This is a genomic window from Synechococcus sp. C9, from assembly GCF_022984075.1.
Classification (GTDB): Bacteria; Cyanobacteriota; Cyanobacteriia; order Gloeomargaritales; family Gloeomargaritaceae; genus Gloeomargarita.
The window spans coordinates 2,383,977-2,396,647 of record NZ_JALAAD010000001.1; the positions used below are offsets into that span (position 1 = coordinate 2,383,977).

General features: G+C 57.2%; 15 protein-coding genes and 1 riboswitch. Of the genes, 3 read left to right on the forward strand and 12 right to left on the reverse strand.

Translation table 11 applies throughout. The features are described from left to right. Positions 1 to 4 precede the first annotated feature (4 nt). On the forward strand, positions 5 to 1,609 hold the full coding sequence (locus MLD66_RS11685) for an iron ABC transporter permease (RefSeq protein WP_247218083.1): 1,605 nt from the start codon (positions 5 to 7) through the stop codon (positions 1,607 to 1,609). Positions 1,610 to 1,759: 150 nt separating this feature from the next. On the opposite strand, the gene panD is transcribed toward MLD66_RS11685, so the two are convergent. The 4 genes from panD to thiC are packed head-to-tail and all read right to left on the reverse strand — an operon-like array spanning position 1,760 to position 4,560. Beyond that, a complete protein-coding gene (gene panD / locus MLD66_RS11690; RefSeq protein WP_247218084.1) occupies positions 1,760 to 2,128 on the reverse strand; it encodes an aspartate 1-decarboxylase in 369 nt (122 codons plus the stop codon). A gap of 18 nt (positions 2,129 to 2,146) precedes the next feature. Then, the gene (locus tag MLD66_RS11695; RefSeq protein WP_247218086.1) at positions 2,147 to 2,662 is read right to left on the reverse strand and encodes an inorganic diphosphatase; all 516 of its coding nucleotides are present in this window, start codon (positions 2,660 to 2,662) and stop codon (positions 2,147 to 2,149) included. A gap of 9 nt (positions 2,663 to 2,671) precedes the next feature. Continuing rightward, positions 2,672 to 3,193 carry a GNAT family N-acetyltransferase gene (locus MLD66_RS11700; RefSeq protein WP_247218088.1) on the reverse strand — a complete coding sequence of 174 codons (522 nt, stop codon included), beginning with the start codon at positions 3,191 to 3,193 and terminating at the stop codon, positions 2,672 to 2,674. Then, entirely contained in the window at positions 3,190 to 4,560 is a 1,371-nt protein-coding gene (gene thiC / locus MLD66_RS11705; RefSeq protein WP_247218090.1) for a phosphomethylpyrimidine synthase, read from the reverse strand. The genes MLD66_RS11700 and thiC overlap by 4 nt, the downstream gene beginning before the upstream one ends. A 7-nt stretch (positions 4,561 to 4,567) precedes the next feature. Then, positions 4,568 to 4,661, reverse strand: a riboswitch (TPP riboswitch). A gap of 157 nt (positions 4,662 to 4,818) precedes the next feature. On the opposite strand from thiC, the gene MLD66_RS14560 reads away from it, so the two are divergent. Together MLD66_RS14560 and MLD66_RS11710 are read left to right on the forward strand one after the other, a co-directional pair. Then, positions 4,819 to 4,941, forward strand: coding sequence for a hypothetical protein (locus MLD66_RS14560; RefSeq protein ID WP_281438461.1), 123 nt, complete (start codon positions 4,819 to 4,821; stop codon positions 4,939 to 4,941). 10 nt (positions 4,942 to 4,951) lie between these two features. After that, positions 4,952 to 6,469: an MBL fold metallo-hydrolase gene (locus MLD66_RS11710; RefSeq protein WP_247218092.1), complete on the forward strand. Its 1,518-nt coding sequence runs from the start codon at positions 4,952 to 4,954 to the stop codon at positions 6,467 to 6,469. On the opposite strand, the gene MLD66_RS11715 is transcribed toward MLD66_RS11710, so the two are convergent. The 8 genes from MLD66_RS11715 to MLD66_RS11750 all read right to left on the reverse strand — a co-directional run bounded on the left by MLD66_RS11715 (position 6,466) and on the right by MLD66_RS11750 (position 12,621). Then, positions 6,466 to 7,419 carry a F0F1 ATP synthase subunit gamma gene (locus tag MLD66_RS11715; RefSeq protein WP_247218093.1) on the reverse strand — a complete coding sequence of 318 codons (954 nt, stop codon included), beginning with the start codon at positions 7,417 to 7,419 and terminating at the stop codon, positions 6,466 to 6,468. The genes MLD66_RS11710 and MLD66_RS11715 overlap by 4 nt on opposite strands. Positions 7,420 to 7,428: 9 nt before the next feature. Next, complete coding sequence (gene atpA / locus MLD66_RS11720; RefSeq protein ID WP_247218095.1) at positions 7,429 to 8,940, reverse strand: F0F1 ATP synthase subunit alpha; 1,512 nt, start codon at positions 8,938 to 8,940, stop codon at positions 7,429 to 7,431. Positions 8,941 to 8,967: 27 nt separating this feature from the next. Beyond that, a complete protein-coding gene (atpH, locus tag MLD66_RS11725; RefSeq protein ID WP_247218097.1) occupies positions 8,968 to 9,522 on the reverse strand; it encodes an ATP synthase F1 subunit delta in 555 nt (184 codons plus the stop codon). Continuing rightward, a complete protein-coding gene (locus MLD66_RS11730) occupies positions 9,519 to 10,046 on the reverse strand; it encodes a F0F1 ATP synthase subunit B (protein WP_247218099.1) in 528 nt (175 codons plus the stop codon). Before MLD66_RS11730 ends, atpH begins: the two co-directional genes overlap by 4 nt. 4 nt (positions 10,047 to 10,050) lie before the next feature. Beyond that, positions 10,051 to 10,512 carry a F0F1 ATP synthase subunit B' gene (locus MLD66_RS11735; RefSeq protein WP_247218100.1) on the reverse strand — a complete coding sequence of 154 codons (462 nt, stop codon included), beginning with the start codon at positions 10,510 to 10,512 and terminating at the stop codon, positions 10,051 to 10,053. Positions 10,513 to 10,574: 62 nt separating this feature from the next. Then, entirely contained in the window at positions 10,575 to 10,823 is a 249-nt protein-coding gene (gene atpE / locus MLD66_RS11740; protein WP_247218102.1) for an ATP synthase F0 subunit C, read from the reverse strand. Between the two features lie 89 nt (positions 10,824 to 10,912). Beyond that, a complete protein-coding gene (gene atpB / locus MLD66_RS11745; protein WP_247218104.1) occupies positions 10,913 to 11,674 on the reverse strand; it encodes a F0F1 ATP synthase subunit A in 762 nt (253 codons plus the stop codon). 251 nt (positions 11,675 to 11,925) lie between these two features. After that, the gene (locus MLD66_RS11750; RefSeq protein ID WP_247218106.1) at positions 11,926 to 12,621 is read right to left on the reverse strand and encodes a DUF1345 domain-containing protein; all 696 of its coding nucleotides are present in this window, start codon (positions 12,619 to 12,621) and stop codon (positions 11,926 to 11,928) included. Positions 12,622 to 12,671: the final 50 nt, after the last annotated feature.

Sequence of the window (12,671 nt, forward strand, 5' to 3'; positions counted from 1 at the left end):
GTTCATGATGGTTGGTTTGCGCACCTGGGTGGCTGACGTTTGGTTGGGGGTGGGTCTGCTGTTGGCGGGGGTGTTTCTGGTGCCCGTGCTGGTGGTACTCGCCAGTGTGTTCGACCCGCAACCGGAGGTGTGGCAGCATTTGCTCAGTACGGTGTTGCCGGAATATGCGCTCAATACCCTGATCCTGGCGGTGGGGGTAGGGGTGGGGGTGGCGGTGGTGGGGGTGGCGACGGCTTGGCTGGTGGGGGTGTGTGACTGGCCGGGACGGGGGTTTTGGGAGTGGGCGTTGGTCCTGCCTTTTGCGGCGCCTGCCTATGTCTTGGCGCTTGCCTATGCGGAATGGTTGGAGGTGTTTGGGCCGGTGCAGGGGTGGTTGCGGCGGGTGACGGGCTGGGCGGTGGGGCAGTACTGGTTCCCGAATATCCGTTCTCTGCCGGGGGCGATTCTCATGTTTATTTGCGTGTTGTATCCCTATGTGTATTTATTGGTGCGGGTGAGTTTTCGCCAGCAGTCCCGTCCTCTGTTGGAGGCCAGTCGGCTGCTGGGGTGGGGGCGGTGGGGCACGTTTTGGCGGGTGGCCTTGCCCTTGGCACGCCCGGCGGTGATGGCGGGGTTGGCCTTGGCGGTGATGGAAACGGTGGCGGATTTTGGGGTGGTGGATTATTTCGGGGTGCCTGTATTCACAACGGGAATTTATCGCACCTGGTTTAATCTGGGGTCACGGGTGGCGGCGACCCAGTTGGCGGTGTGTTTGCTGGTGGTGGTTTTGGGATTGGTTGTACTGGAATTGTACTCCCGGCGAGAGGCTCGTTATACCCAAACCCAGGGGGGGCGGGCGATCCGGGTGCGTCTGCGGGGCTGGGCGGTGCTGGGGGCGTGGCTGGTCTGTGGACTGCCGGTGCTGTTGGGGTTTGTGATTCCGGGGGGGGTACTGCTGGAGTTGGCGGTGCGCTACCGGACGGAAACTTTTGATGCGTCGTTTTGGGAGGCGGTGGGGCATACCTGTATTTTGGCGACGGTGAGTGCGGGGTTGGCGTTGCTGTTGGCGCTGTTTTGGGGCTATGGCAATCGGTTGTTCCCCTGGGGGCTACTGCCGGGGCTGACCCGCCTAGTGGGGATGGGTTATGCGGTGCCGGGGGCGGTGATTGCGGTGGGGGTGTTGTGGGCGTTGGGCTGGGTGGACCAAACCCTGGGGCGCATGGTGGTGGGCGGTACGATAGGGGCGGTGATTTTTGCCTATTTGGTGCGCTATTTGCCGTTGGCGTTGGGGGCGGTGGAGGCGGGCTTAGCCCGGATTGCGCCGGAGTTGGACGAGGCGGCGGGCAGTTTGGGGCATCCCCCTTGGAGTACGGTGGTGCGGGTGCATTTGCCCCTGCTGGCGGGCACGTTGGCGAGTGCGGGGATTTTGGTGTTTGTGGATGTGGTGAAGGAGTTACCGGCGACGCTGATCATTCGGCCGTTTAATTTCGATACCTTGGCGATTCGGGTGTATCGCTATGCCCAGGACAGTCGGATTATTGAGGCGGCGGGGCCGGCGTTGGCGTTGGTGGTGGTGGGGATGATCCCGGTGTTGCTGTTGTGTCGGCAAATTGCCCAGGAAGGGGATTAATATCTTGGGATAATCCCAATTCATCCCTGGCGTTTGGGGAGAGGTTGGACTTCTAAATTTTTCCCAAAAAAAGGTTACAGTGTTGGCTTGCGTGCCGTAGGCATACAGAAATTCTCCAGAACCTACGCCCCTGCGACCCCTGTTCTATTTTCACTTAGGATTACTACAGTTAATTTTCACCCGATTGTGTGCATCTAAAATTAAAATTTTGGGCACATGATGCACCCATTCCTCTGGGGTTAATAATCCATAACTCATGATAATCAAGCGGTCCCCAACCCTGCCACAGTGCGCCGCTGCCCCGTTTAATTCCACCTTGCCGGAACCCGCTGGTGCCGCAATGACATAAGTCGTTAATCGCTGGCCATTGGTGATATTAGCGACCTGCACCTGTTCCTGGGGAAAAATGCCCGCCTGTTCCAACAACTCCTGGTCAATGGCAATGCTTCCCTGATAATCCAGATAGACCCCGGTGAGGGTAGCATTGTGCAGTTTACTGAGAAGAAACGTGCGCCACACGGGGATTTTCAGAGGGAATTAGGCATTTTGATAGGCTTGGATACATTGTGCCACCAAAGGCATGACGGAGTACACATCTTTCCATTCCCCAACTTCCACTTTCTTCTTTTGCAGATTTTTGTAGGTACGGAAAAATTCGGCAATTTCCGCCAACCGATGGGGTGCCACGTCGCTGAGGGATTTAACTTTTTCGTAGCGGGGGTCATCCGCAGGGACACAGAGCAGTTTTTCATCCCGTTCGCCCCCATCCACCATTTCCAACATCCCAATCGGACGGGCGGTAATCAGACAGCCGGGAAAGGTGGGTTCGTCCATCATCACCAGGCCGTCTAGGGGGTCGCCGTCATCCCCCAAGGTATTGGGAATAAAGCCGTAATCAAAGGGATAATGCACGGAGGAATACAACACCCGGTCGAGTTTGATCACCCCCAATTCCTTGTCCAATTCGTATTTATTCCGGGAACCGGCGGGGATTTCGATAATCACATTCACCAGACCTTCGGCGGGTTGGGCAGGGATTTGGCTCAGATTCACAGAGGGTACTCACGCTTGGGAACATTCTCGATTGTACCGGCAAAGGGGTTTGGCAAGCAGTAACCGTTTGGGACCCCCCAGCCAGGTCTGCCAGGTCCATTCCCACCGTTCCACCCGATAGCCCAACCCCTGGTAGAGTCCCCGGGCGGCTTGGTTGTTTTCCATGACGTGCAGGTATAAATGCTCCTGGGGCCAGGTCTGTACTGCCGCTTCCGCCGCCGTGAGCAATTGCCGCCCCAACCCCTGCCGCCGATAGGGTGCCGCCACCGCCAGATTCGCCAGGTAAATGTAATGCACATGCAACCATTGCCGCTGGCTCAATTCCACCGCCCCGACCAGCTTTGCCTCCCGCCAGACTCCCAGCCAGAGGATTTTGTCCCCCTCCCGTTCCAGGCGTTGCCGTACATCCTGCTCAATCGTGCGTTGCCAAATGGCCGTGCCCCAGCCCCCCGGGTTCAAAGGCGGCGGGAAACAATCGGCTAACAGTACAGCCAACTGCCCTAAATCCCCCAGGGTAATCGGTCGAATCACCCCTGTTTGGCGAGGAATTTTTCGAGTTCCTGGAGTTGTTCCGCATCCACCTTGGTCTGCATCGGGCAGAATTTCGGCCCGCACATGGAGCAAAATTCCGCCGTTTTGTAAATGTCCGCCGGCAAGGTCTCGTCGTGGTATTCCCGGGCCCGCTCTGGGTCAAGTGCCAGTTCAAACTGCCGGTTCCAGTCAAAGTGATACCGGGCGGTGGACAGGGCATCATCCCGATCCCGTGCCCCCGGACGATGCCGGGCAATATCGGCGGCATGGGCAGCAATTTTGTAGGCAATCAACCCATTCCGCACATCCTCGGCGTTGGGCAGACCCAAATGCTCCTTGGGCGTGACATAGCACAGCATCGCCGTGCCGTACCACCCCGCCAGTGCCGCCCCGATCGCTGAAGTAATGTGGTCATAGCCGGGCGCAATATCCGTCACCAGGGGACCCAGCACATAGAAGGGGGCTTCCGAACATTCCTCCATCTGTTTTTTCACGTTAAATTCAATCTGATCCATCGGCACATGACCAGGGCCTTCCACCATCACCTGCACATCATGCTCCCAGGCTTTGCGGGTGAGTTGCCCCAGGGTTTTCAGTTCGGCTAATTGGGCGGCATCGGACGCATCATGCAGACAACCCGGGCGCAGGGAATCCCCCAAACTAAAGGACACATCGTACTTTTTGAAAATCTCAATAATGTCCCGGAAATGGGTGTAAAGCGGGTTTTGTTTATGGTGGTGCAACATCCAGCGGGCAATGATCCCACCGCCCCGGGAGACAATGCCGGTAATGCGGTTTTTCACCAAGGGTAAATACTCGATCAAAATCCCGGCGTGGATGGTCATGTAGTCCACCCCCTGCTGGGCGTGTTTTTCAATCACATGCAGGAAATCCTCCGGGGTGAGTTTGTCTAAATTGCCATGCACGGATTCCAGGGCTTGATAAACAGGCACCGTCCCAATCGGCACCGGCGAATTTTGGATAATGGCAGTGCGAATTTCATCCAAATTGCCCCCACCGGTGGACAAATCCATCACCGTATCCGCACCGTATTTCACCGCCAAAAACAGTTTTTCCAATTCCTTTTGAATATCCGAAGAATTGGGGGAAGCACCGATATTGGCATTCACCTTACATTTGGTGGCAATGCCAATCCCCATTGGTTCTAAATTTTCGTGGTTGATATTGGCGGGAATGATCAGCCGTCCCCGGGCAACTTCTTCCCGGATCAACGAGGGGGGTAGTTGCTCCCGTTCCGCCACGTAATTCATTTCTTCAGTAATGATCCCTTGGCGGGCGTAGTGCATTTGGGTAACATTGTCCTGACCCCGCCGGGGGGCAAGCCAATGGGTGCGTAGATGAGCCATGCTAAGTTCCTCAAAAAAACAGCTTCCCTCCGCCGGTATGAGCCGGTTCAGGTTCTCAGGGTATGTTCTCAGCCCCCCTGGGGGCACCCCTAGCTTGTGTAACGATTATTTTAACATGGGGGTTTGCGCCGGGGGGAACAGGGGGGCATTCTCAGGAAAATTTTAAGTATTGCGGCGGTCGGCTTCAGGGGGGTTACGTTGTGCGCCAGTGCCCCTTTTTTTCGCTATGGTGAAGCTGGGAACCGCTGGAGGTACAGCATGGATGTGAAGCTGATTGTGGTGGGGTTGACGGTGGTGTTTACGGTGGCCAGCCTCTATTTCGGCACCCGCAATGGGTTTTATGACACGGATGACTACCACGGCAACGGTTCGGCGCATTAATCCTTAAGGCATGACCCTGGGGTGTCGGGTCTATAGTCCAGGGCACGGGGGGGCAGGGGTGTGTCTGGTGGTGCATTTGGGTGCCTACCGCCTGATGTTGGATTGTGGCTTGTCGGGTTTGGACCCCTATTTTGACCTCACGCCTCCGGCAGATGCGGTCATTTGTTCCCATGCCCATCCCCAGCACGGTCGGGGGTTGCTGGCACTGCATCGGGGCTTTCCCGATTTACCCATCTACACCAGCGAGGTGACCCGGGCGTTGCTCCCCCTGAATTGGCCGGTGGAACCGGGGTTGACCGGGTTGGGAACGGTGTTGCCCTGGCGACTGCCGGTGCCCCTGACGGCGGATGTGACGGTGGAATTGATCCCAGCGGGGCATTTGCCGGGGGCGGCGTTGGTTTGGGTGCAGTACCATACCCCCCAGCGGACGTTTTCTCTGCTCTATACGGGCAATTGTTTTTTAGCCAATACCCGTTTGACGGAGGGGTTGCGGTTAGCGGATTTGCGGGGCATCCGTCCGGATGTGCTGATCCTGGATGGCACGGCGGGCACCTGCAAGTATCCCCGGCGCAAACAGCAGGAACAACACCTGGTGGAAGCGGTGGTGTGGGGGTTGACCCAGGGGCAGCGGGTGTGGATTGGGGCGGGGGGGATCGGGGAAGCCCAGGAGATTTTACTGGTGTTGCGCACCCACTATCTGCTCACGGGGCGACCGGTGAAAATTGGGGTAGGGGCGGGGGTGGCCAGGGGTTGTGATGCCCTGGGGGAATTGTTGCCCTTTTTGCCGGAGCCGATGCAGAATTTCGCCCGCCACCAAAGTCTGTTTTGGGATGACCGGGTTTATCCCCAGAGTTACCGCTGGCAGGGGTCAGCCCCGCAGAATTTTGACATTATTGTTGCCTGTACCCCACCGGATGTGGACTATCTGCGCTCCGGGGACTGGCTGGTGCTGTGGCCCCAGGGGGAGTCCCTGCCGCCGGATATGCCCACCCAACCCTATCAGCTCCAGGCGCACAACGATGGCGCCGCCACCCTGCAACTGATCCACACCCTGCGCCCTCAGCATTTGGTTCTGGTGCATGGCTCGCCCACCTATCTGGGGGACCTGGCGGGGTTGCCGGAACTCCGCAATCGCTACCATGTACACATTCCCCAGGCGGGGGCCTGGCTGGATTTACCCGTGGGTTTGCCCCTGGTGCCTAGCCCACCCCCAGAACATACGGGGAGCTACGAGGGGGAACTGACGGAAACGGCCACCGGCATCCGCATTGACCTGCCCCCAACCGTGACCAACGACCCCCGCTGGCTAAACTTTGGGGCGACTGGGCTGGTGTCTGCCCGCTGGCAGGGGGAAGACCTGCTGATCCGGGGCTTGAGTCCCCAGGAGGTCTTGGCACCCCCCCCCACCGCCGAACGCACCTGCGCCCACTGTCGCTTTTACCGGGGCCAACGCTGTACCCAACCGGACTCGCCCCTGATGGGGTTGCAGGTGGCTCCCGAAGGGTATTGCGACGCCTTTGCCCCCTAATCCTGCAGGGCGTTTGCCCCGGACACCACCTCCAAAATTTGTTGGGTGATGGCGGCTTGCCGGGCTTTGTTGTAGGAGAGGGTGAGGGTTTTGATCAGAGCTTTGGCATTGTCGCTGGCGTTGTTCATCGCCGTCATCCGGGCGGCCAATTCGCTGGAAGCCGCCTCCTGCAACGCCCGGAGTATCTGGTTATTCAGATACAGGGGCAGTAGGGCACTAAAAATCTGCACCGGGTCCTGTTCAAAGACCATCTCCTGGGGAAACACCTCGCCGGGCACCTGGGCTTGGGGGCGGCGTTCCACCTCCAACCGACCTTCCCGGGTGGTCAAACGGAAAATCTCATCATCCTGGGGTTCCAACCCCTGCAAGGACATGGGCAAAATCGTCTGCACCACCGGTCGGGAGCTGATCAACGACACAAAACGGGTGTAAATCAACTCCACCCGGTCCACATCCTCGGAGAGAAATAAGCTCAGGACCTCCTGGCTGATCCGGCGGGCTTCCTCGGCGGTGGGAATCTGCTCCAACCCGGTAAAGGAGCGGTCAATCGGGTGCTGACGGCGGGTGAAATACTGGGTGGACTTGCGCCCCACCGGAATTAGGACATAATCCAACCCCAGTTCCCGTAATTCCGTAATCCGGTTATCCGCCCGCCGAATGATATTGGCATTATAGGCACCGCACAACCCCCGGTCCCCGGAAAGGATCAACAACGCCACCCGCCGCACCGGCCGCTGTTGGAGTAGGGGCACATCCAGATTCTCCAACTGCAAACGGGACTGCAACCCGTACAACACCTGGGCCAACCGGTCCGCAAACGGCCGGGTCGCCAATACCTGTTCCTGCGCCCGCCGCACCTTGGCCGCCGCCACCAACCGCATCGCCTCGGTAATTTTGCGGGTATTTTTCACGGATTTGATCCGGTCCCGGATCGCTTTCAAACTCGCCATCGCATCCCCCTAGGCGGTGAAACTGGCTTTGTATTCCTTGATCCCTTCCTTGAGCAGGGTTTCGGCTTCCGGGGTGAGTTTTTTCTCCGTCCGCACCGCCTCCCCATAGCCCGGTTTATTCGCCCGCAGATACTCCCGCAGTCCGGTCAAAAAGGGCTGCACCTGCTCCAGAGCCAGGTCATCCACATAGCCGTTGGTACAGGTATAAATGATCGCCACCTGCTCCTCCACCGGCAGAGGGGAAAACTGGGGTTGCTTGAGCATTTCCCGAATCCGCTGACCCCGGGCCAACTGCTCCCGGGTGGCCTTGTCCAAATCCGAGGCAAATTGGGAAAACGCCTCCAATTCGGCAAACTGCGCCAATTCCAGCTTCAGTTTCCCCGCCACCTGCTTCATGGCCTTGATCTGCGCCGCCGAACCCACCCGGGACACGGAAATCCCCACATTGATCGCCGGGCGCACCCCCGCATTGAACAAATCCGCCGACAGGAAAATTTGCCCATCCGTAATCGAAATCACATTCGTGGGAATGTAGGCCGACACGTCCCCCGCCTGGGTTTCAATGATCGGCAAGGCCGTCATACTGCCGCCGCCTAGGGCATCGTTCAATTTAGCCGCCCGCTCCAACAACCGGGAGTGTAAGTAAAACACATCCCCTGGGTAGGCTTCCCGCCCCGGGGGCCGCCGCAACAGCAGGGACATCTGCCGGTAGGCTTGGGCTTGCTTGGATAAATCGTCGTAAATCACCAGGGTCGCCTTGCCCCGATACATAAAGTATTCCGCAATCGCCGCCCCGGTGTAGGGAGCCAAATACTGGAGGGTGGCCGGTTCATCCGCATTGGCCGCCACCACCACCGAATACTTCATCGCCCCCCGTTCCTCCAACACCCCCACCACTTGGGCCACCGAGGAGGCTTTTTGCCCAATCGCCACATACACGCAGATCACGTCTTGATCCGCCTGGTTCAAAATCGTATCCAGGGCAATCGCCGTCTTGCCCGTTTGCCGGTCGCCGATGATCAACTCCCGTTGCCCCCGCCCGATGGGAATCATGGAGTCAATCGCCGTAATCCCCGTCTGCATCGGTTCATACACCGACCGCCGCGCCACAATCCCCGGGGCCGGGGATTCCAACAGGCGACTTTCCGTGGTGTTCACCGGCCCTTTGCCATCAATCGGTCGCCCCAAGGGGTCCACCACCCGCCCAATCAGGGCTTCCCCCACCGGCACCTGGGCGATTTTCCCCGTGGCCTTGACCGTACTCCCCTCGGAAATATCCCGGCCATCCCCCATCAACACCGCCCCCACATTGTCCTGCTCCAGGTTGAGGGCGATCCCCACCGTGCCGTCGCTAAATTCCAGCAATTCCGAGGCCATCACCTTGTCCAAACCATAGATGCGGGCAATACCGTCCCCCACCTGGAGCACGGTTCCCACATTGGCCACCTGCACCGTTTGGTCATACTGCTCGATCTGTTGCCGGATAATTTGGCTAATTTCATCGGGGCGGATGCTGATCATAACCTTCTTTCCTCGTGGGGTTAGGGACTAAACAACATTTTGACTCAACCGCAAAGCCAGCCGTTGCAACTGACTCCGCAAACTGGTATCCAAAAATTGGGAACCCAACTGCACCGTAAATCCTCCCAGCAGGGAAGGGTCCACGGTCATTTCCAATTCCACCTGCCGGGCACCGCTCAACTGGGTCAGGCGTTCGGTCAACCGTTGTGCCTGTTCTGGGGTCAGGGGCACTGCCGAGCGCACCCGGGCCAACCGGGTACCCCGCAGGTTGCGGGCCATGTCCTGAAAACTACTGATAATCCGTTCCAGCAGGACAATCCGCCCCCGGTCCACCAGCAACAAGAGAAAATTTAACACCACCGGTTGCACCTGCCCCGCCAAGACCTGCCGCAGGACATTTTTTTTGCGCTCCGGGCTGATGGTGGGCTGTTGCAACACCCGTGCCAACTCCGGAACGGTCTGGAGCAACTGTTTGAGTTCTGCCAATTCCTGTTCGATTGGTGCCAACTGGTTCTGGCTTTGTGCCAAATCCAACAGGGCCTCGGCGTAGGGTTCGGTCAAACGGGCCACCTGTGCCGTCATGCCCCACCTCCCAACCGGGCAATGCCCTGGTCAATCAACCGGCTTTGCATCTCCGGAGTCAACCGCTGTTGGAGTTGGGCGGTCACGTATGCCAGGGTGAGTTCGGTAATCCGTTGGCGAATCGCCGCCACCGTGCGCTCCTGCTCCAATTCAATACTCTGTTGGGCTTGCAGACCAATCCGTTCCACTTCCTGCGCCGCCAGGGCCAGCAGGTCTGCCCGCATCTGTTCCGCCTTAGCCAGCCCCTCCTGCTTCAACTGGGCCGCCATCGCCTGCGCCTGGGCCAGGTTGTGCTGGGCGGTTTTCAGCGTCGCCGCCGCTTCTTTTTGGGCCGTTTCTGCCCGTTGGATGGTCTGGGCAATGGTCTGTTGCCGTTCCCCCAACAGGTTCCCCAAAAACCCCCGCCCGTAGTAAATCAACAATCCCAGCACCAAAAAGATATTGAGGGCATTGGTACCCAACAGGTCGGGATTGAACCGCACCCCAGCCCCCTCTTCCACCATCGCCAGCAGTAGGGAATCCATAAGATCAAACCAGTAACTTTGCCAAAATCGCCTCCCCCAGACTCTGCACCTGGGGTTCCAATTGGGCGAGCGCCTGCGCCTGTTGGGCCGCCAAATCCGCCTGAGCCTGAGCAATCTGGGCTTGGGCCGCCTGTTGCGCCACCCGGATTTGAGCCTGAGATTCCTGTTTGGCCTGCTCCTGCGCCGCACTCAGGGTTTTCTGGGCTTCCCGCCGGGCGACGGCCAATTCCTGGTCGTACTGACGGGTCAATTCCGCCGCCTTCGCCTGAAGCTCCTTGGCTTGGGCTTGATTGGACCGGATGTACTCCTCCCGTTCATCCACCACCCGCAGTAAGGGTTTGTAGAAAACGGCATTCAAGACCGCCACCAACACCAAAAACTGGATCGCCATCAGGGGCAGGGTGGCATCCAGGTCGAATAACCCCCCCGCCTCTGCCAACCAAACCGTACCTACGGACATCATCATCCACCGCCCTCCCAAAATTCAGGCCCGATGGGGCACCCACCAGGCCCACTCCGTCTGTGCATTTAACCGGCAAACGGGTTGGCAAACAACAGCACCAAAGCCACCACCAGCCCGTAAATCGTCAAGGCTTCCATAAACGCCAAACTCAGCAGTAGCGTGCCCCGGATTTTCCCTTCCGCCTCCGGTTGCCGAGCAATCCCTTCCACCGCTTGCCCAGCGGCACGACCTTGACCCAGACCCGGCCCAATTGCCCCCAAGCCCACGGCCAGAGCGGCGGCCAACACAGAAGCAGCAGACGTTAAACCATCCATAAATCCATCCTCGCAGTAGGGTTGTGTAACGGGATACGAAGGCCCCGCAAATCACCATACCAGGTTTTGTTCCCGGTACCACCAAAATCTTAGGCGATTTCGGCTTCTTCTTCGTGTTCGTGATCCTCCAGGGCTTCGGCGATGTAGGTGGAAGCCAAGGTGGCAAAGATCAACGCCTGAATCCCACTCAGGAACAGCCCCAGCACCATTAACGGCACGGGCAACAGCACTGGCACCAACAGCACCAGCACCCCCACCACCAACTCATCCGCCAGGATATTCCCGAACAAACGGAAACTCAGGGACAAAGGCTTGGTGAAATCCTCAATAATCTTGAAGGGCAACATGATCGGCGATGGGTACAAATACCCCTTGAAATACCCCAACAGCCCCTTGCGGCTGAACCCCGCATAAAAATACGCCAAAGAGGTTAACAGTGCCAACGCCGCCGTTGTATTAATATCGTTCGTACTTGCCGCCAATTCCCCCGCCGGGAGTTCGATCAGCTTCCAGGGCACCAAAATCCCCGTCCAATTACAGGTAAAAATGAACAAAAACAGCGTCCCCACAAACGGCAACCACGCCCGGTATTCCTTTTCCCCCAACTGATTGCGGGTCAAGGTTCGCACAAAATCCAGCACGTATTCCATGAAATTTTGCCACCCCTGCGGCACCCGTTGGGCGTTACGAGTTCCCAAAAGCGCAGCCCCAATCAGCAATGCCATCACAATCCAGGACGTGATAAACACCTGCCCGTGAATTTTCAGATTTCCCAGTTCCCAGTACAAATGCTCCCCCACCTCCAGACTGGCCAGAGGTGCTCCCAGCAGTCCATTCCACATCCAAACCATACGTGTGCCTACTATGATTGATCACCAGCCCCAGTCTAAGACCAGGGGGACATCCCGTGCAATTATCTCAGCGGTAGCTCGGTAAATTGACTCATTTAACTCATGGGCACTTCTAAAAATGGGTCGCAGGGGCACTGCCCCCGTCAAAGAAGCACCTGCGGTGTAGGTTCTCGCTAGCCTGCGTGGCGTAGCCATTAATATAGGCATTTTAACGAAGTACTCTTGCAGTGATGGCAATAAATAGAGGTGCCCTAATTACCAAACAAATTAGAAATATAATTCACCACCAAGCCCAAAATAATCAAATTATACATAAACGAAAAAACCCCATGAAAAAGTGCCAATACCCGAATATCTTTCCGGGCAATATTCACATCCGCAGTGGCAAACGTCATGGCAATCACAAAGGACTGATACATAAAATCCCAGTAATTAGGCAATGTCTCTTCCGAAAAGAGCAACCCCCGATCCACCTCCGTAGATTGCTCCACCGCTAAATGTTTCCCCTGGGAAAAATAATAGAGCCTAGCATAGTGTAAAGCAAAAAAAACATTGACCAATACCCAGGAAGAAAAGAGGGCTAAAATGGATAAAAAAATATGCACTCCCGATTCCAACCTTGTCCAATCCTTGGGCGTTTCCGCCAAACTCACCAAAGACATAATACTTGCCCAAGAAAGGATAACGACTGAAACTAAAATCACCCAATTACTGGGTTCCTGATGGCGAATAAACCGATAGGTATCCTCCACAGAAGCCACATTAATCCGTATAAAAAAAGCCAACAAATAGCCCAGCACCGCCAAATTGTAGGTAATCAGATAAATAAAATTTCCATGTAGGTTTGTCAATAGGGATAAAAACCCCCAGGTGAACCCCGCAATGCTCAGGGCGTACACCATCCGCCATTTGGGATGAGTCAAGGCTAAAATCTTTTGCCGGTTCATGGCACAACCCAGGAAAGATCAGGGCATGGAACGTGCCTTTACCCTACCAC

Bases quoted from the DNA above. Each gene is read 5' to 3' on its own strand.
- MLD66_RS11685 (WP_247218083.1), top strand. From the start codon at position 5: ATGATGGTTGGTTTGCGCACCTGGGTGGCTGACGTTTGGTTGGGGGTG.
- thiC (WP_247218090.1), bottom strand. From the start codon at position 4,560: ATGGCTCATCTACGCACCCATTGGCTTGCCCCCCGGCGGGGTCAGGAC.
- MLD66_RS14560 (WP_281438461.1), top strand. From the start codon at position 4,819: ATGGATGTGAAGCTGATTGTGGTGGGGTTGACGGTGGTGTTTACGGTG.
- MLD66_RS11710 (WP_247218092.1), top strand. From the start codon at position 4,952: ATGACCCTGGGGTGTCGGGTCTATAGTCCAGGGCACGGGGGGGCAGGG.
- MLD66_RS11715 (WP_247218093.1), bottom strand. From the start codon at position 7,419: ATGGCGAGTTTGAAAGCGATCCGGGACCGGATCAAATCCGTGAAAAAT.
- atpA (WP_247218095.1), bottom strand. From the start codon at position 8,940: ATGATCAGCATCCGCCCCGATGAAATTAGCCAAATTATCCGGCAACAG.
- atpH (WP_247218097.1), bottom strand. From the start codon at position 9,522: ATGACGGCACAGGTGGCCCGTTTGACCGAACCCTACGCCGAGGCCCTG.
- MLD66_RS11730 (WP_247218099.1), bottom strand. From the start codon at position 10,046: ATGGATTCCCTACTGCTGGCGATGGTGGAAGAGGGGGCTGGGGTGCGG.
- MLD66_RS11735 (WP_247218100.1), bottom strand. From the start codon at position 10,512: ATGATGATGTCCGTAGGTACGGTTTGGTTGGCAGAGGCGGGGGGGTTA.
- atpE (WP_247218102.1), bottom strand. From the start codon at position 10,823: ATGGATGGTTTAACGTCTGCTGCTTCTGTGTTGGCCGCCGCTCTGGCC.
- atpB (WP_247218104.1), bottom strand. From the start codon at position 11,674: ATGGTTTGGATGTGGAATGGACTGCTGGGAGCACCTCTGGCCAGTCTG.
- MLD66_RS11750 (WP_247218106.1), bottom strand. From the start codon at position 12,621: ATGAACCGGCAAAAGATTTTAGCCTTGACTCATCCCAAATGGCGGATG.